Below are 18,050 nucleotides of genomic sequence, written 5' to 3'. Positions count from 1 at the left end.
AGGTTCACCGGGTTGTAGGAGGCGGCAGCGTTCGCGGAAATCCGTTTCGGGGGTTGCTGCGGTGCCTCTACTGTGGCGCGGTGATGACTGAGGTGATCGTTCTCAACGGTGGTTCCAGCTCCGGGAAGTCCGGGATCGCCCGGTGTCTGCAGGCGGTGCTGCCGGATCCGTGGCTGGCTCTCGGGACCGACACGCTGGTTGACGCGATGCCCGCGTCCATGCACGCGTCGGATGCGGGGATCGAGTTCGCTCCGGACGGAGAGGTGGTCGTCGGGCCGGAGTTCCGGACGCTGGAAGCGGCATGGATCGAGGGAGTCGCCGCGATGGCCCGTGCGGGCGCCCGGGTCATCGTCGATGAGGTCTTCCTCGGCGGAGCGGACTCGCAGCAGCGGTGGCAGAAGACTTTGCGTGACCTGCGGGTGCTGTGGGTCGGCGTCCGGTGTGACGGTGCGGTTGCCGCAGGCCGTGAGGTCGCACGAGGCGATCGGGTCATCGGGATGGCCGTGTCCCAGGCGGATGTGGTCCACCGGGGCGTGGTCTATGACCTGGAGGTGGACACCACGCATGCCGAGTCGATGGAGTGCGCACGGGCCATCGCCGCACGTGTCAGGTGATCGACAGCGCGGCTGTCTGCCGCTATGACCGGGGCGCCGTGATGATCAGGCCGCTGTTGCCAGGGGTCGTCGTCCCCAGCGGATGCCCTTCTCGCTGCGGATCCGGGCGCGTTCGCGGCGTTGGGCGGCCAGCAAGTCGGGGTGGCGGGCGGCGCCAGCGCAGGTAACGGTGCAGCTCGCGGGTCTGGACGGTGTGGTTGGGGTGGTGGAAGTTGGCGAGGGGTGAACTGTCGCAGCGGTCCGAAGTGCGCTTCGATCGGGTTGGCCCATGAGGCGTTGGTCGGGGTGAAGCACAGTTCGACCTTGTTCTTCTTCGCCCAGCGGCGGATCTTGTTGCCCGTGTGGGCGGAGAGGTTGTCCAGGATGATGTAGATCGGGGCGCCGTCGGGGCGGGCGGCCCGGATCGACTTCAGGGCCGTGAGGGTGTTGGCCGTGCCTTTGCGGCGGCGGTTGACGCCCCACAGGGTGTCGTCACCGACGGAGTAGCAGCCGTGGAAATAGGTGATGCCGTGGGTGCGGTGGTACGTCGCCGGCAGCCGGTCGGGCCGGCCGCGTTGGGCCCAGCAGGATCCTGCGGTGGGCCGGATGCCCAGCGGGCCGAACTCATCGAAGGCGAACGTGCGGTCCGGGAAGTGCTCCAGGACGTGCTCGATCCGGTCGAGCTTGGCGTCGCGGGCGGGGTCGGTTGACTCCTTCCACGTCTTGGTGCGCTGGAAGGTGACCCCGCGGCGGGCCAGTAGCATTCGCAGAGCCTCACGGCCGATGCGGATCACCCTGCCGTGGACTTTGCGCAGATAGGCGGCGAGTTTGCGGATGGACCAGCGGGTGAAGGGCTGGTCGAGTCTGCGGGGGCGGGTGGTGGCCGTCTGGATGACGAAGTCCTCGTCGTCAGGGCTGAGCAGGCGGGGACGGCCTCCCGCCCACTGAGGGTCCAAGCAGGCCAGGCCGATCTCGTTGAACCGGTGGATCACATCGCGCACCGTGTCCTCGTCGGCTTGGACCAGCTGGGCGATCACCGGAACCCGGTTACCTCCGGCCGAGGCCAGGATCATCATCGCGCGCCGGTAGCGCACCGTACTGGTGCTGCCCCGGCGCACGATCTGCTGAAGCCTCTGCCCTTCCTGGTCGGTCAGTCTGCGGACCTTGACTGGCTCTGCCACCGCGCCTCCACGCACCAGATTGGATGTCGGTACACATCCAACCGCGCGCAAGTCCCGCACCGCGAACGGCAACCCGGTGAACCTTCGCGGTCAGAGCACTAGGTGAAGGAGAGCGACCGGTGAGCGAAATATGCCGGTTCATTCATACAGAGAAGGCGCACATCACCATCATCCGGCTCGCCTGATGCACGAGTACCGTGTCGCCGGGCGCAGCCTCCGCACCGGACGTCGCAGCCTGACCTGCGCCGACCACAGGCCGCACCCACCCCGGACCTCATCGGACGCGATTTCACCGCACCCGCACCGGCCTGCGCGTGGTCGGCGACATCACCTACCGCCCCACCGCCGAGGGCTGGCAGTACCTGGCGACCTGGCTGGATCTCGCGACCCGCGAGATCATCGGCTACTCCATGGCCGATCACCACCGTGCCGACCTGGTCGTCGACGCTCTGGACATGGCCGCCGACCTGGGCCGACTCGGCCCACGCCGCATCATCCACACCCACCGCGAAACCGAACCCACAACGCGCTCCTCCCGCGGCAGGCGGGCTGCCCCGTGCGGTGAGCGCCCGCCCGCCGCACGGGCGGCGGGCGGACGCTCACCGCGCGTCCATCACCTTGGCCGCACGGGCGGGGACCAGTCACGGAAGACCGCGGCCTGCCCTTGTCCGTCTCCCGCAGGATCAGCGAGGTCCCACATCGTCACGTCTCTGATCCAGAACTCTTCGCCGCTCCTGGTCCTACGCAGCCCGTCGTAGCCATCGGCGAAGCCGTGTTCACTCACGGACCGTACGAAGGTGTCTCGGTCTTCCTGATGGTGAGAGGACGCCGACAAACGGGACGGCATGCCGACGAACTCCTCCCACGGGTAACCGAAGCACCGCTGAGCCGTTCGGTTGGCGTAAGAGAACTTAGGGTCGGGGCCCGTGCCGTGGGCCAGGAGCCCAAAGGGCGCCTCGGCGTAGAGCCAATACGCCGCTTCTTGCAGCGACGCCCAGTGCGGTAAGCACAAAGGACGGCCGGTGAGGGTCAGATGACTGCTCATCAGCAGTTGCGCGAAGGCAGGGCCGCCCGCAGCGGGAACTGTTTCAAAAGGGCTGTCGGCCATGAGGCTTACGCCTCGTCGTTGACCCACGACATGAGCTTGCGGAGCTCCTTGCCGGTGGTCTCCAGGAGGCTGTTCTCGTCCTGCGTCTTGTACTCGTTGTACTTCTTCAGACCCGAGTGGTACTCCTCCATCCAGTTCCGGGCGAAGGTGCCGTCCTGGATCTCCGCGAGGACCTTCTTCATCTCGGCCTTGGTGGCGTCGGTGATGATCCGCGGGCCGGTGACGTAGTCGCCCCACTCGGCGGTCTCGGAGACCGACCAGCGCATCTTCTCCAGACCGCCCTCGTACATGAGGTCCACGATCAGCTTCAGCTCGTGCAGGCACTCGAAGTACGCGATCTCCGGCTGGTAGCCGGCCTCGGTCAGCGTCTCGAAGCCCGCCTTCACCAGCGCCGCGGTACCACCGCACAGCACGGCCTGCTCACCGAACAGGTCGGTCTCGGTCTCCTCCGTGAAGGTCGTCTTGATGACGCCCGCACGGGTACCGCCGATGCCCTTGGCGTACGACAGGGCCAGCGGGAACGCGCCGCCCGTCGAGTCCTGCTCCACCGCCGCGATGCAGGGAACACCGCGACCCTCCTCGTACTGGCGGCGCACCAGGTGGCCCGGCCCCTTGGGGGCGACCATGCACACGTCGATGCCGGCCGGGGGCTTGATGAAGCCGAAGCGGATGTTCAGACCGTGGCCGAAGAACAGCGCGTCGCCGTCCTTCAGGTTGTCCTTGATGGACTCCTCGTAGACCTGCGCCTGGATCGGGTCCGGCACCAGGATCATGATGACGTCGGCCTCGGCCGCGGCCTCCGACGGCGTCACCACACGCAGGCCCTGCTCCTCGGCCTTCGCCTTGGACTTGGACCCCTCGTGCAGACCCACGCGGACGTCGACACCCGAATCGCGCAGCGACAGCGCGTGGGCGTGGCCCTGGCTGCCGTAGCCGATGACCGCGACCTTGCGGCCCTGGATGATGGACAGGTCGGCGTCGTCGTCGTAGAACAGCTCGGCCATGGGAAACACCTTTCCCTCACGATGGAAGAAGTTCCCCCCGGGCGGCGTCTGTGCCAGGACTGAGATGGGTGGCACCGCGCCTTCGGGGAGGAAGAAAAAAGGAAACGCCGGGCAAGAGAGCGCCCGTCCACGCTTGATACTGCTCGTGCGGGCGTGTCGGGTATCTGCCCGGCTGACTATGTCCGGCCAACAATGGCCCCAGCCCTCATGGATGGGACCAACTCGGGTTGCGCCCGTTGTTCACCGGCGGAGAAAACACTATCTCACACGTTGCTGTGATGGCCTGGTGAACACTTCAACCATGTGCTCGGTCGTGGCCTAGGGTGAGGCGCGGGCCGGTCGGTCAGCTCCGGATAGCAACCGTGTGACGTCATCGACCGGGCAGTGATCTGCATAGAACCCGACATTCACCGTACTCACCGTGAGATGGAGAGAACATGCGCAATCTTTCCCGCATAGGAGCCGTTGGCGCTCTTATCGCCGGTCTGTCCCTTCCTGGGGTCGCGTACGCCACCCCAGGGGGTCCCGGCGTGACTGGCAAGGTCATCGCCCAGTCCACGATCGGCGGGAACGACTACATTCTGCGAGAAGTCACCATCCCGCCGGGCCAGGCGACCGGTTGGCACTTCCACGACGGCACTCTGTATGCGTACGTCGAGCAGGGGACCCTCAGTCACTTCGATTCCACATGCGCGTCCGACGGCGTGTACGCCAGGGGGAGTTCCCTGGAGGAGCCTTCCGGTAGCGACCACGTGCACATCGGCCGGAACCTCGGCACCACGGACGTCGTCCTGGAGGTTCTCTACGTCCTACCGCACGGCGCGCCCTTCTCCCGCGACGCCGCCAACCCAGGCTGTGGCTTCGAGTAGTCCTTCTCCGTAGCTGTACCGGTGCGCCGGTGTCCACGGCGCGCCGGTACAGCTGCCGGTGCCTGGTCCCCCACGGCACGCGGCTGTCACACCTCCCACGGCTGTTCGGTCAATTCGGGTGGCGGCTTGCGCGCCGTTCGCACGTCCCTCGCAGCCAGAAAGGGAGCACGTATGGCCTCCGGAACCAGAGACTACCTATGCGTGGAGCGGCCCGGCCGCGCGGTGTTCTTGTGCCCGTCCTCACCGACTCCGGTTTCGTACGACTCCCGGCTTGAGCCGCAGAAAGACGTCTGATGCCACGACGAGACCCTGACAAGCACTCCGACCCTGTCGCCGCCAGTGTGTCCCTGGCAACCGAGGCCGCGCTGCTGGAGGCCCGTCTCCGCATGCTCCAAGAGGAAATCGACACGGTCGACGCACGCATCGAGGCCGTCTCCGAGTCGCTGCGTCTGCTGGGCCGCGCGCCATCCGCCTCCGCCGAAGCCGGGGACAGTGTGGACCACGACGGATCACCCGGCCGGAAGGATGTCGACGGAGCAACAGACGGCGCGTGCCGGGACGACGCGTGCCGGGATGGGGCAAAACGTTCCATGCCCTGCTGGCCGTGAACGGGCGGACCGGCAGGCAGAAGAGCTCAAATTGCCGACAGCAAGTGTTTTCATATCCATTGCGTTTGCCACGAACAGTGGCAATAATTGGTCCGATCCTGGTCAGTACGTGCCGGACCATCCTCAGCTTCCCCGGTGGCTCCGCCGTCCCTACCACCTCTGGGGCAGCCTTTCAGCGGCACGTGACCTGCCCTGTTTCGTGCCCCGTCATCGGTGAGGTCAGTCTCTTGTCGAATCCGTGGGGCCCGTCCGATGCATCTACATCCCGGATGAGCCACTGCATATGATGTCGTAGGGGTACCCATTCCCGCGTCCATACCGAGCGACACCGCAGGTGAGCCGGGGCGCGGCACAAAGGGTTGAGGATGAGAGGATCACATGGTCTCTGTAACCCGTACGGCGCATAACATCGAGATCACCGCTGAGAGCCTTCAAGAGGACCTCGCTCGCCTGCAGGTCCAGAAGCAGGCGCTGGAAAGAGAACTGGCCGCGGTCGTGGCGCATCTCGGCTCCGTGCAGCGGGCCCTCAGCGCCCTCGAGGTCTTGATGCTCACGCCGGCCGCCGCGGCCTCGACGGACACGGCCGGCGTCGCGGTCCCGGAACGAGGCCGAACTGCGACGCCGGTCGCACCGCAAACAGACAGCGCCTCCTTTGAGCCCGCGGACGTCACAACGAAGTCCGCGCCGCGAGCTCAGAAGCCGGAGACCGGCAAGGGTGTCGAACGTCCTGCTGCCACCGGCTCCGACTCGGACAGGCAGAAGCAGTACGGCAAGCTCACCGAGCAGATCATGGCGTACTTCGCCGAAGTCGGCGACGTCGACGTACGGGCCCGGGATGTCGCTGCGGCTCTCGGTCGTGACTGCGACAGCGGAAGCATCAACGGGGTCCGCAGCACACTCGACCGTCTCGTCGGTACGTCCCGTGTCCAGCGAACCGGCCGAGGCCTCTACCGCGCCAAACGTTCCTAGGGCCTGACCGTCGCAGGGCCGCAGACAGCAGGCGGTTCCCGCTGCCCGAGTGTGGCATGCGCGGCGTCCGCGAAGGTGATGACCACACCTTTGCCGACGTGGCCTCGATGCGTGGCTCAGTCGTTGCCAGTCGTTGCGGATGGCTCCCTTTCGTACCGTCCATTGCCGGCTTGCGAGGAGGAGGCCTCGGCCTGCGCGGAAGCCGCCGGCAGGAACCGTATCCATGAATGCGCTGCAACCCGGCAGGCATGATCGAGTTGGAGCCCCATGAACATCAGTGCCCGGTCCACCGCGGTCTCTCGCCGGGTGGCTGCCCTGTGAGGACGGTGGCACCCTTCGGATCGTGGCACTCGCCCATCAGCGGTCGGACAGCCACGGCAGGTCTGGCCGCCGGTCAGATCGCGGCACCGTCGTACGTCGGCTTGGTCGGCGACGAGGTGTGGTGGGTGGAACCCCGTCCCGAGGAGGACGGCCGCACGGCGCTCGTACGCCGACGCGCGGACGGTGTGACGGAAGCGCTGCTGCCTCCGCCCTGGGATGTACGCAGCCGCGTCATCGAGTACGGCGGCCGCCCCTGGGCCGCCGCGGGAAGCGGGACAGGAACGCTTGTTGTCTTCGTCCATTGCGGGGACCAGCGGCTGTACGCCTTCCGTGTCGAGCGGGGTGTGCGCAGCGTGCCCTTTCCGCTGACCCCGGTGTCGTCGGTAGGTGGAGGGCTTCGCTGGGCCGAGCCCATCCTTGATCTCCAACGGGGTGAAGTCCGCTGTGTGCTGGAGGAGTTCACCGGTGAGGCTACCGGTGACGTCCGGCGAGTCCACGTCGCGGTACCGCTGAACGGGTCGGCGGCCGCGGACCGCTCGGCCGTCAGAGAGCTGTCGCCCGCAGCACATCGCTTTGTCTCCCAGGCGCGGTTCTCTCCCGACGGACGGCGTGCCGCATGGCTCGCCTGGGATCACCCCCACATGCCCTGGGACGCGGCTGAACTGCGCATCGCCGAGGTGACCGACGACGGCTTCATGCGGCAGGCTCGGACACTGACGGGCGGGCCCGGCGATCCGGTGGCCCAGGCGGAATGGTCGCCGAACGGCACCCTGGTCGCGGCCTGTGAAGACACCGGGTGGTGGAACCTGTACGCGGTGGACCCGGACACAGGTGACAGGCGGTCGCTCTACCGGGCGGACGAAGAGTTCGCCGGCCTTCAGCGCTTGGGACTCCGGTGGTTCTGGCCGCTGTCCGACGGCCGCCTCGCCGTCCTGCACGGAGTGGGAGGGCAGCGGCTCGCCGTCCTGGACCCCGATCGCGGGGAACTCCTCGATGTACCGGGGCCCGCAAACGAATGGCTGCCCCACCTCGATGCCGCCGGGGACCGGATCGTCGGCGTGGCCGCCGGACGCCACTTCCCCTATGAGGTTGTGGAGGTGAACTCGGCTTCGCTGACGGTCCGGAGCGTGGGTCCTGAGCCCAGCTTCACGGTGGGCGCCGAATACCTGCCGGCATCCGTACCCCGGGTCTTCGCAGGCTCTGATGGCCGTGCGGTCCATGCTCAGGTGCATCCCCCACGCAACCCTGGATTCACTGGCCCGCGGAACGAGGTGCCTCCGCTGGTGATCTGGGCGCACGGTGGTCCAGGTCTCCGAGCTCCCCTCGCTCTCAATCCGGAGATCGCGTACTTCACCTCGCGGGGCATCGCAGTGGCGGAGGTCAATTACGGGGGCACCCCCGGATACGGCCGCGTCTACCGTGAACGGCTGCGCGGGCAGTGGGGCGTGGTGGACGTCGAGGACTGCGCAGTCGTCGCGCAGGCCCTGATCGATGAGGGCACGGCAGCCGCCGGACGAGTGGCGATCCGTGGCGGCAGCGCCGGCGGGTTCACCGCCGTACTCTCGGTCGCGGCGTGCGATCTCTACGCGTGTGCCACCCTCTTCTATCCCGTGGTGGATCTTCTGTCCCTCGCCGCAGGAGAGACACACGACTTCGAGTCGCACTACCTGAACACACTCATCGGCCCGAAGCACCGAACGGACCTCTACCGTGCCCGGTCCCCGATCCGTCACGCAGACCGCATCGGCGTACCACTGCTTCTCTTTCAGGGAACGCAGGACGTGGTCTGCCCCCCTCCTCAGGCCGAAGCCTTCGTCAGTGCGCTGTCCTCGCACTCGGGACGGTATGAGTACCGCACCTTCCAGGGTGAGGGACACGGCTTCCGTCGGCAGTCGACACTGATGGCGTGCCTGGAGGAGGAACTGCGGTTCTACGCCGAGGTGTTCGGTTTCGCTGAGCCCCAGGCGTATTGACCCACAGGGTTGTTCACACGGCTGAAGTGAGTTTGCCGGTCGCGCCGAGGCCGGCCAGTGCCTGTCGCCAGGCGGAGGTCTTGCCGTAGGGCCAGGCGTTGTGGGTCAGAACCCGTTCGATGCGGTCGATGCCCGATGCGGCGAAGAAGGTCGCGGCCCGGCGCAGGAAGGCGGCGCAGGTGGCGGCCTTCTCGTCGGGGTGGATCTCGCTTTAGGCCAGGCGGGAGTGGTCCTCGACGACGGAGTGGACGTAGTCGAAGCCCATGCCGGCACGGCGGGCGCGGCCGACCTGGCGGCCCAGGACATTGTGGCCGCCGCCGTCGGGGATGCGGCCGAGCTTCTTGACGTCTACGTGGATCAGCTCGCCGGGCCGGTCGCGTTCGTAGCGGCGGATGACCTGCCCGGTGGGCCGGTCCAGGAACGCGAGCCGGTTGAGGCCGTGGCGGACCAGGATGCGGTACACGGTCGATGCGGGCCTGGACACCTCCACCACACCGGAGGTCTTCGCCATGATCAAGCCCTGCCGGTGTCAACAACGCTCGTGATCAATACACCAAGGGCCCTGCCCTGCGACAAGTCGTCCGCTACGGTCCCGGGTGCCACTCATCGGGGGATCCGTGGCACCCGGGACTTCACCTGCGGGCTCTAGTCGCAGGTGGTGTTCCGAACACCAGTCACGGGGGATGTGACACTGGCGTCCGAAACGCTGTGATGACCCTATCAAAGCTTTACTGTCTTGCCGACCATGTTGACACTGTATTGAAGACAGTGTCAACGACGTTGACAGAGGTGCTCGACACCTCGCCATCTCATCTCTATACGGGGCAAAGTAGAGAGCAAATCTCTTCGGGTGGAAGCAGAAGAAGTGGACGGGGTTACGTCGGGGTGATCGTCTTGCCACCCACGCCGTAACAGTGTGATGACACATTTCACAATGACTTGATCAAGCTCTGTTGTTGGCGCAGCATCTGGAAGTGTGAACGTCTCCCCTGAATCGACACCGCCCCGGCCCCCTGTCGAAGAGCAGGACTCACCGCTGTCCCCCGGCACTCACACCATCGCCGTCCGGCACGGATCGTCTGTCATCGAGCAGCGCTATCACGTCGCCGGTACAGGTCCGGTGTGCATCGCCCACTCCGGAGGGCCCGGTATCGGCTGGGAGTACCTGCGCATGCCCCTGCTCGAGCAGGACCTGACCATGGTCTATGTCGAGCCCGTCGGCACCGGCGCATCCGGTCGGCTGCCGGACGCGCGCGAATACAACCTGGCCACGTACACCCGCTTTCTTCACGCGGTGATCGAGCACCTCGCCCTGCCCGAGGTCGCTCTGCTCGGGCATTCACACGGAGGGTTTGTCGCTCAACGGTACGCGCTTGACCATCCGGAACATGTCGCATCCTTGATCTTGTACGACACCTCGCCGGTGACGGGCGATGACTTCTGGTCTGTCGCGGTGGCCAACATGGAACGATTCGCGCAGCGCCATGTCGCCGAGCACCCCGAGGTGGCCACCTACGTCGCCGGTCTCACCGCACCACTCGGCCAGCTCGACGACGACGGCGCGACCTCGGTGCTGCGCTCCTTCCTTCCCACGTACTTCTACGACTACTGGGGGCGCGAGGACGAGTTCGGCCCCGCACGCCAGATGCTGCGTATGTATGCCGCACCCGCACGGGGCGAAGGCCCGCCGTTCGACGTCCGGGGCGAGCTGGCCGGCGTCAGCGCGCCCACGCTGGTTCTGGTCGGAGAGGCGGACTTCATCTGCGGGCCGCGCTGGGCACAGATGATCCACGACGAGGTCCCCGGGGCGCAGCTCGTGGTCCTGGACAAGACCGGTCACCTGGGGCATGTCGAGACTCCAGAAGCGTTCGCCACGGCAGTGGTCACGTTCCTCGCCTCGGTCCACGGGGGGACCGAGTGAGCTGACGCAGTACTTGCGCGAGCCGGGCCGTGGACCCACCGCTGCCGACTTCCGAGATCGTGCTCGCGGCCTGGCCCAGGAACAGACGCGGGCCGAGCAACGCCGGTGGTTCAGCTGGACGATCCCAGGATCACAGCGACACACAGACAGATCAACGCCACGGTGATCAGGACCATCGCGATCAGCGTCCCTCGGAGCCATCGCCCGAAGCTGTTGTGGTGTAGCTCTTCCACCACGTTGATGCTGTCAGCTATGTGCTCGGTCACCATGTGGGCAACGTATCTCTGCTCTTCGAGATACCACTGCTCGATGTCCAGTTTCTGCTCCTGGGTCAGCCCCAGCACTCGTTCGGTGAATTCTGCTACGCGCCGATGCGCGGCTTCCAGATGAGCCTCCTGGTAGAGAAACTCTTCGATGTCGCTCAGGCCGCGTGCGGCCTCCTGACTTGCGTCCATGGTGTACTCCAAAGGGGAACAAGAAACCCGGTCCCGGCGATACCGGGTCCGGACAGGTCGAATGCCGGGGATGCATGGCAGATCCCGGTGAACCGGGTCGTGGGGTGTGTGCCGGCACGACGTCGCCCGCTCAAGCGGAGGGTCGTAGCTCCTGGGGTCTCATCGGCGACCGGCCTGCCGGATGCGCCGTCGGCATACAGAGCCGCCATCAGTAACGCCCTTCACCGAGCGGCAGCGGTGGGCGATCAGCGCGGCAACCTCACCGCACGACACCGGACTGATCTGAACGGGCACCACGCAGACGGTCCGGTCTTCTGTGGCGGCAACGGCCTCGTGCCTTTGGCCTCTGCCTCTGTCGGCGGTCTCACGGCCCAGAAGGCCGGTGTCGCCGACCACAACGACCTTCATAGACAAACCCTTCGCCTGATGCGGAGGCAGCCCTTTCAGGGAAGCTGCAAGGACACCGTCCACCGCACCGTTTCGGTGGTGCGGCCTTCACATCGAAAGACCGGAAAGCTCGCCTGTCTGTGACACGCGCTCTCGCGGCCGACGCCGTCGCGACGCGTTTCCTGCGATCGTGCGTTCCTGCGATCGTGCGTCGAGGTACGCGTCGCGACATGGCCGCGGTCCCGCAAGCGGGCCACGAGACGGCTGGTGGCGCCCGCGCCCACTCATCAGCAGGTCGGATCAATCACTCCGAGGGCATGCGTCGGCCTATGCCTCCGTGCGGCCCGTCAGCCGTTGGGCCTTTTCGCCACGCTCATCCCGCCATGTGGTCGCTCACCCGGCTCTCGCCGGAGCCCTGCGGCCTGCCGCTCGTGACGAATGCGTCCCGTGGGTGCTGAACGGAGGCCAGGGAGACGAGGTCCCGGCCGTACAGGGCGGCGGTGAGCCAGACGGTGAGAACGCGGACCTTGCGCTCCCAGGTGGGCACGGCCAGGACGTGATAGCCCCGGTGCATCAGCCAGGCGGGAAGTCCCTTGATGACGATGCTCTTGTACTGGAAGATGCCCCGCCCCAGCCCCAACGTCGCCACTACTCCCAGACTGCTGTGGCGGTAGTTTCGGATTCTGCCCCCGTGCAGACTGGCTGCGATGTTCTTGGCGAGGCGCTTGCCCTGCCGTACGGCGTGCTGGGCGTTCGGCACCGTGTGCGCCCCTGGTATGGGCGAAGCCAGGTCGGGGACGGCCGCATCGTCTCCGGCCGCCCACACCTCCGGCACGGGCTCGCTGTCGGTACCCACACGAAGATCGGCGCGAACCACGAGCAGGCCGCGCTCGTCGACCGGCAGATCCGTGTGGTTGTGCACCACCGGGTTCGAGGCGTTGCCCGCGGTCCAGACGATCAGCCCCGAATCGAACTCCTCTCCGCTGGAGAGCACGACGTGCCCGTCTTCGGTGGAGACGAGCTGCGTGTTCAGGTGAACGTGCGCGCCGCGGCGTTCCAAGGAGCGCACCACCCAGGCGCCGGGCTTGTCTCCCACCTCGGGCAGGATGCGGCCCCGGGCCTCGACCAGATGGAAGGACAGGTCGTCGAAGCTCAGTTCCGGATAGGACTTGAGCATCGCGGTCGCCAGCGACAGCAGTTCGCCGAAGCCCTCGACACCGGAGAACCCGCCGCCCACGAACGTCACGGTGAGCAGCTTTCGCCGTTCGGCACCCGGCGGCAATGACGCTGCTTGGTCAAACGCGGTCATCAGGCGGTCGCGAATGGCCACCGCCTCCTCCACGTGCTTCAGGCCGATCGCATGCTGTTCCAGGCCAGGTATGGGGAAGGTGCGGGTCACCGCACCGGCGGTGACCACGAGGGTGTCGTATGGGAGGTCGTAGTCGGCTCCGCTCGCGGGCCGGACGGTGACGGTCCGGTCCGCGTTGCTGATCTTGGTCACGCTCCCCGCGATCAGTCGGGTGCTGCGCAGGTGCCGCCGCATCGACACGGCGGCGTGACGTGCCTCGATCGATCCAGCCGTCACCTCTGGGAGGAAGGGCTGGTAGGTCATGTAAGGACGCGGATCGACCACCGTGACCCGTGCCTCGCCTTTGCGCAGCGTCTTCTGAAGACCCCACGCAGTGTAGAAACCTGCGTAGCCGCCACCAACAATCACAATCTCACGCATGATTCCCTCTGGTTGTTGTTCGACACCAGATAGACCGGGCGAGGCATGGTGGTGTGACAGGCCCTGGCGGCTGAGCTCCGCAGGTACGGCGCCTGCTGGGGTATCCCCCGCTGGGGGGGGGCGTGCCAAGCCCCGCGTCCGCGGCATGATCCGCCGGACAGGCCTAGGCCCTGTCGTCATCGCGGCACAGGCAGAAGGGATGCCCGGCGGGGTCGAAGAGCACTCGGACATTCTCTTGTGGCTGAACCGACGCCAGCGAGGCTCCCATGGCGACTGCCTCAGAAACCGCGTCTTCCAGGTCGCCCACCTGGAAGTCGAGGTGCATCATCGGGCGCTGGTCGCCGTCGACCGGTGGCCACACAGGGGGCTGGTATCCGGTGGTCTGCTGAAACACGAGGTAGATAGCCCCTTGCGGCGCAGCGACGACGACTGTTCCGGGCTCCTTGTGAGCGATCGGCCAATCCAGCAGTTGCGCGTAGAAGCGGGCCAAAGCGTCGGGGTCCGGCACTTCGATCGCGGTCCCCCACCACATGCCGCCTGTTCGAGATCGCATGCTTGAGGCTATCCCAGGGCGCCGAGAGCGAGTACGACGAGCTGACCGTGACGTTGCGGCTGAACCTCGCGGTGACCGCCACCTTCACCGCCTATCAGACCTGGCCCGTGGACGAGTCCTTCGACGACTTCCAGCGGCGCCTCGAACGCTGCCTCCGCGAGGCGGGACCCACCTGTCCCCCCGGCTGACTGCGTCCACCGTGCTGCCGCTGCCCGGCCAACGGCTCGCCGATCGTACTGTCAGGCCGCGGTTCAGCCATACGGACGTCGGCCGCCCCCATGCCGGCCACGGCCGCTCCTTGCCGACGCACCGGACACGTTGTCAGTGCAGTGCGTCCGAAAGGCGGGTGAAGCTGTGGCCGGTGGCCAGCAACCGGGGGACGGCGGCGGCGATGCCTCGGGCGGTGCCGCCCCGGGGGTGGTTCATGTGGCCGATGACGATGGATCCGCCGGGGGCGCCGGCGACGGTGCTACGGACCTGCTCGGGGGTGAAGGTGGCACCACCGTCGCCGTTGACCATGAAGCTGACGAAGCGTTCTCCCAAGGCGTTGACGATCCGTGCCGCGACGTCGTCGCAGTAGGCGGTGCCGGACCGGAAGAAGCGTGGCGGCGCGCCCAGCAACCGGGTGAGCTTGGTCCGGTTGCCGGCGATCTCGTCGTAGACCTCGGCGGCGCTGCGGGTGCCGGGGATGCCGTAGGCGGAGCGCCCTGTGACCGACAGGGGGCGGTGCCGGGTGCCATGGTTGGCGATCTCGAACAACGGCTCGGCGGCCAGTCGGCGGAAGACGGCGGGGTTGGCGTCGATCCAGCGGGAGTTGATGAACAGGGTCGCCGGTATCTCCCTTCTACGCAGGAAGTCGATCAACGCACGGTCGTAGCCGCTTCCGCCCGGGCCTCCGCAGGCGTCGAAGGTCAGGGCGATCACGCGTGTGGCGGTCGGCAGCGCGTGGACCACGGTGGGGGCGTCGAAGCCCCAGGTGTGCGGCACCGCGTGCCCGTAGCGGGCCACGATGTCGGCGCGGGTGACGGCGCCCGACGCGCTGGGTGCGGTGGCCGAGGGGCTGGAGGCCGGGGCGCTCGTGCCGGTTGCGATCGCTGCGGGTGCGGAGGGGGAACCGGTGGCGGACGCGACGCCGTTGGCCGTGCTCTGGGGGCCCGCACAGCCGGCGAGCGCGCTTCCCGCCATGGCCGCCAGAACCGCTCGGCGACTGGGTGTCATCCGTTCCCCTTGCTCGAAGGTCATTGACGGGACACCCCCTTACGGGAACCGTACGCGGCGGAAGAGACATGATCAGTAAGACGGCGGCAAGGGTTCGCCAACAATCCCGTATGGATCACGTGCCGCGCTGGTCGCGGGTCCCGGCAGCGGTGCTCGGCGGTGCGCGCCGCTCGTCGTCCTGCCCCCCAGGCCGGGGTTGACAGCCGCTCCTGGCCCGCCACCCCCTTGGTGGCGGGGCCGCGCCCGCTCGCCGGTCAGGCGGTCCCCTCCGCCGGCCGCTGCTCCCTCGTTGCCTCGGCGTGACGCAACTCCTGGTAGCGATCCCACAGTTCAGGCCGGGAATCGTCCATGTACCAGGCACGCAGGAAGAGTTCCAGGAAGGCGCTCTCCGTCTCGTCGCCGCCTCGGCGGTACAGCTCCGGGTCCGACTCGACCAGCGCGGCTACCGGCCGCCGACCGAACGGGTCCTCGGCCACGGTCACCCGGAAGATGCCACGACCGGTCCAACTGCGGTGCAGCATCAGCTGATCGTCTTCCAGGTACGCATTCCACTTCTCATCCATGCTCAGCGACCGCACACCGTGCCGGACGCGCTGCCACTGCCCCGGAGTCCACACCAGCTCCGGCACCGGAACCGGCTCGGGGCGGCGCAGTGGCGTCACGTCGCGGCCCAGCCCCGCACGGCTGAGGTCCTCACCGAGCTCGTCCTCCGCCACCCACTCCGGCAGCGCCTCGGACGCGGCCCGCCACGCGGCGGGTATCCCCGCCGTGCCCACCCGCGCGGCGACGATCCCCCCGACGATCGCGCAGGTGGTGTCGACATCCCCACCCACCGAGGCACACGCCCACAACGCCTCCGCGAAGTCCTCCAGGTGCCGGGCCGCGCACCACAACGCGAAGGGCACCGTGTCCGCCGCGCTCACCTGCCGCCCGTTGCCCAACCGGTGTGCCGCGTACTCGGCGTGCGGCTGGTCCAGCAGCTCGCGCGCCTCGGCCACCCCCGAACGGACCCGTCCCTCCGGCGTCAGCTCCTCCACCGCCGCCAGCAACTGGGCTCCGGTCACCGGCCGAACGCGCCCGCGTGCCGCGCACGCGGCTCCCACCGCCACGGCGACCGCCCCGGCCACCGCCTCCGGATGGGTGTGCGTCACCCGCGCCGACCGCCCGGCCTGCGCTGCTGCCTCGGCGAGGTCCACGGCGAACCACGCGCCCAAAGGCGCCACCCGCATCGCGGCCCCATTGCCCCACGACCCCTGGCCGTCGAACAGTTCAGCGGCCAGCTCCTGCCACCTTCCGCCCTCGCGGACCAGGCGCAGCAGCCGGTTCATCGCCGGACCGTAGCCGCGGTCGAAGTCATGCCTGCGGGCGAAGCCGTGCGCCAGTTCGTGCTGGTCCACGCTGCCACGCCGGCGCAGCACCTCGAAGACCGAGCAGGCCATCTCCGTGTCGTCCGTCCACGGCCACTCCGCGGCGGGCAACCGCCGCTCCCGCAGGCCGGGGAGATTGTCCGGTACGAAGAACTGGGCGCCGAAGGCGTCACCCACCGCCAGGCCGCGCAGAGCGTCGCGGGAGGCGGAGCGGTGATCGAAGGAAGGGATGGCGGAAGGATCGAGGAAAGGGGGTTCAGTGGGCATCGCCCACATCCTGCCAAGCGGGCCTGCCGCGGCGCCACAGCAATTGCGGGCCCTCTGCACTGGTGGGCTCGCGTATTCAACCGGTGCGTGGTCGCTTTGGCCTCGATGCGCGACGGCTCGGGGGGCGAGTACTCCGTCCTCTTCTCGGCGGCAGGCGCCTACGTCGGCGGATTCGGCCACGAATCGCCGATGAGCCCGTGCGCCCAGGACGGCGAACCCTGGCCGGGTGTGCTCGACGGTGTTCCCTCGGTTTTCAGGCCGTGGGTCGAGGAGCCTGCGTTCACCGACGAGGACAGCGTGCCCCTGGTCACTGCCTGCATATGGCGCGAGGCGTCGGACACGCGGTGGAGACACGGAACGATCGACTTTCCCACCGGCCATGACGATCCTGACGGGGCGAACCGACTGTTCCGACTGCTCGTGAACGGTTCGCCCGAGGCATACCGGCGGTTCGCCGAGGACTACTACGAGGTTCCCGTGGACCTGGAAGCAGTACGCCATGTGTACGCGTCGCGACCACTGACCGCGGACGTCGTGTCGTCGTTGAACACGCAGACCACGCTGTCGGACCTGGCCGGGGAAATCGGCGAGACCGGCTATCCAGGGACGGGTCGCGACTCGGCGTGACCGCTGCGCCGTCGGCGCGGGATGTGCTGTGCCCCGGCTTCCCGCCTGGCGAGCAGCCGGGGGCATGGCGGATGAGAGCCCTGGGCATGGTGCGTTGGGGGAACAGACCTGGTGCGCTGAGAGGCAGACCTGCCGCGTCCTACTGTCCTAACGTGAGTTTCCGACTCCGCCCAGGAGAGTTCCCTCGGGTCCGGACAACCGTGTTCCCGTCAGATTCCTGGCAGGGAGCACCGAACAGTGGAGCGAGCATGGCCTACGAGGCGATGGGTGATGAGGTCTACCAGCCGGACGGGTCGGAGGTACAGGACGACGCCGGGCTGCTGGACGTCTCGGACACCCTCGACGACCGCGGCGTCGACGAGGCGCTCGACGAGGGCTACTCACCCCCGGAGAGGCCTTGGGGTGTGGAGCACACCGGCGTCACGGCGGCGGAGCGGCAGCGCGGGGAGAGCCTGGACGAGCGGCTCGCCGAGGAAATACCGGATGTCGCCGTCCAGGTCGGCGACGACATCGGGGACCTTTGGGACGGCGACGGGGAACTCATCGACGACGAGGTCGGAGACCGGCGGGCCGGCCGCCTGATCGCGCCGGACGAGGGCGCTCACGAAGACACCGAGAAGGATCTGATCGCCTACGACGCGGGCGTCGACGGGGCGGGCGCCTCGGCCGAGGAAGCCGCGATACACGTGATCCCCGACTCCGAGTCCTTCTAGGCCCTGTCAATCAAATTCCCGTCTGCCCTGCCTGGTCCCGCCTGCCCGGGGATCTCACCGACGCACCGCGCCGGTGGTCGGCCGCGCGGCACCGGGCATGATCCCGGCGCGACCGCGGTCGACCGGGCCGTGGTGCTCACCGACGGCGGGCAGGCGCTGTCGCTGACCTGTCACTCCTGCCCGACAA

The 18,050-nt window shown here is 67.7% G+C and carries 15 protein-coding genes and 4 pseudogenes; 10 read left to right on the top strand and 9 right to left on the bottom strand.

Features of this window, described 5'->3' with window-relative positions:
- Positions 1-83 precede the first annotated feature (83 nt).
- Positions 84-614, top strand: coding sequence for a chloramphenicol phosphotransferase CPT (gene cpt, locus OG819_RS34155; RefSeq protein WP_266652460.1), 531 nt, complete (start codon positions 84-86; stop codon positions 612-614).
- Between the two features lie 45 nt (positions 615-659).
- On the opposite strand, the pseudogene OG819_RS34150 reads toward cpt, so the two are convergent.
- Positions 660-1,774, bottom strand: a pseudogene (locus OG819_RS34150) (IS630 family transposase).
- Between the two features lie 312 nt (positions 1,775-2,086).
- Here OG819_RS34150 and OG819_RS34145 point away from each other — a divergent pair.
- Positions 2,087-2,244: pseudogene (locus OG819_RS34145) on the top strand (DDE-type integrase/transposase/recombinase); the annotation flags it as partial.
- 143 nt (positions 2,245-2,387) lie between these two features.
- On the opposite strand, the gene OG819_RS34140 reads toward OG819_RS34145, so the two are convergent.
- A complete protein-coding gene (locus OG819_RS34140) occupies positions 2,388-2,819 on the bottom strand; it encodes an MEKHLA domain-containing protein (protein ID WP_266638767.1) in 432 nt (143 codons plus the stop codon).
- Positions 2,820-2,887: 68 nt separating this feature from the next.
- Positions 2,888-3,886 (bottom strand): ketol-acid reductoisomerase, encoded by a 999-nt coding sequence (gene ilvC / locus OG819_RS34135; RefSeq protein WP_266628917.1) that lies wholly within the window; start codon positions 3,884-3,886, stop codon positions 2,888-2,890.
- Positions 3,887-4,323: 437 nt separating this feature from the next.
- Between ilvC and OG819_RS34130 the strand changes: the two genes are divergently transcribed.
- From OG819_RS34130 to OG819_RS34115, 4 genes are all read left to right on the top strand, one after another.
- Positions 4,324-4,755 carry a cupin domain-containing protein gene (locus OG819_RS34130; protein ID WP_266638465.1) on the top strand — a complete coding sequence of 144 codons (432 nt, stop codon included), beginning with the start codon at positions 4,324-4,326 and terminating at the stop codon, positions 4,753-4,755.
- Between the two features lie 293 nt (positions 4,756-5,048).
- Positions 5,049-5,363 (top strand): hypothetical protein, encoded by a 315-nt coding sequence (locus OG819_RS34125; protein ID WP_266638466.1) that lies wholly within the window; start codon positions 5,049-5,051, stop codon positions 5,361-5,363.
- A 378-nt stretch (positions 5,364-5,741) separates the two neighbouring features.
- Positions 5,742-6,332 (top strand): hypothetical protein, encoded by a 591-nt coding sequence (locus OG819_RS34120; RefSeq protein ID WP_266638467.1) that lies wholly within the window; start codon positions 5,742-5,744, stop codon positions 6,330-6,332.
- 326 nt (positions 6,333-6,658) lie between these two features.
- Entirely contained in the window at positions 6,659-8,626 is a 1,968-nt protein-coding gene (locus OG819_RS34115; protein ID WP_266638468.1) for a prolyl oligopeptidase family serine peptidase, read from the top strand.
- Between the two features lie 85 nt (positions 8,627-8,711).
- Here the strand turns inward: OG819_RS34115 and OG819_RS34110 are convergent.
- Positions 8,712-9,014 (bottom strand): annotated as a pseudogene (locus OG819_RS34110) (DDE-type integrase/transposase/recombinase); the annotation flags it as partial.
- Positions 9,015-9,602: 588 nt separating this feature from the next.
- Between OG819_RS34110 and OG819_RS34105 the strand changes: the two are divergent.
- Positions 9,603-10,547: an alpha/beta fold hydrolase gene (locus tag OG819_RS34105; protein ID WP_266638469.1), complete on the top strand. Its 945-nt coding sequence runs from the start codon at positions 9,603-9,605 to the stop codon at positions 10,545-10,547.
- Positions 10,548-10,657: 110 nt separating this feature from the next.
- Here the strand turns inward: OG819_RS34105 and OG819_RS34100 are convergent, their stop codons facing one another.
- From OG819_RS34100 to OG819_RS34090, 3 genes are all read right to left on the bottom strand, one after another.
- On the bottom strand, positions 10,658-11,002 hold the full coding sequence (locus OG819_RS34100; protein WP_266652458.1) for a hypothetical protein: 345 nt from the start codon (positions 11,000-11,002) through the stop codon (positions 10,658-10,660).
- 760 nt (positions 11,003-11,762) lie between these two features.
- Positions 11,763-13,118, bottom strand: coding sequence for an NAD(P)/FAD-dependent oxidoreductase (locus OG819_RS34095; protein ID WP_266638471.1), 1,356 nt, complete (start codon positions 13,116-13,118; stop codon positions 11,763-11,765).
- A gap of 163 nt (positions 13,119-13,281) precedes the next feature.
- A complete protein-coding gene (locus tag OG819_RS34090) occupies positions 13,282-13,671 on the bottom strand; it encodes a VOC family protein (protein WP_266652456.1) in 390 nt (129 codons plus the stop codon).
- 2 nt (positions 13,672-13,673) lie between these two features.
- On the opposite strand from OG819_RS34090, the gene OG819_RS34085 reads away from it, so the two are divergent.
- Positions 13,674-13,859 carry a hypothetical protein gene (locus OG819_RS34085; RefSeq protein WP_266638473.1) on the top strand — a complete coding sequence of 62 codons (186 nt, stop codon included), beginning with the start codon at positions 13,674-13,676 and terminating at the stop codon, positions 13,857-13,859.
- 133 nt (positions 13,860-13,992) lie between these two features.
- On the opposite strand, the gene OG819_RS34080 is transcribed toward OG819_RS34085, so the two are convergent.
- Together OG819_RS34080 and OG819_RS34075 are read right to left on the bottom strand one after the other, a co-directional pair.
- Positions 13,993-14,889 (bottom strand): polysaccharide deacetylase family protein, encoded by an 897-nt coding sequence (locus OG819_RS34080; RefSeq protein ID WP_266638474.1) that lies wholly within the window; start codon positions 14,887-14,889, stop codon positions 13,993-13,995.
- A gap of 713 nt (positions 14,890-15,602) precedes the next feature.
- A pseudogene (locus OG819_RS34075) lies at positions 15,603-16,523 on the bottom strand (ADP-ribosylglycohydrolase family protein); the annotation flags it as partial.
- A gap of 105 nt (positions 16,524-16,628) precedes the next feature.
- On the opposite strand from OG819_RS34075, the gene OG819_RS34070 reads away from it, so the two are divergent.
- Positions 16,629-17,150 (top strand): hypothetical protein, encoded by a 522-nt coding sequence (locus tag OG819_RS34070; protein ID WP_266652930.1) that lies wholly within the window; start codon positions 16,629-16,631, stop codon positions 17,148-17,150.
- Between the two features lie 248 nt (positions 17,151-17,398).
- The gene (locus OG819_RS34065; RefSeq protein ID WP_266638475.1) at positions 17,399-17,863 is read left to right on the top strand and encodes a DUF5709 domain-containing protein; all 465 of its coding nucleotides are present in this window, start codon (positions 17,399-17,401) and stop codon (positions 17,861-17,863) included.
- Positions 17,864-18,050 lie beyond the last annotated feature (187 nt).

It is taken from the genome of Streptomyces sp. NBC_01549 (assembly GCF_026339955.1).
Taxonomy (GTDB): Bacteria; Actinomycetota; Actinomycetes; order Streptomycetales; family Streptomycetaceae; genus Streptomyces.
Note: the sequence above shows the minus strand (reverse complement) of the source record. Positions and strands in the feature narration are given on the sequence as shown.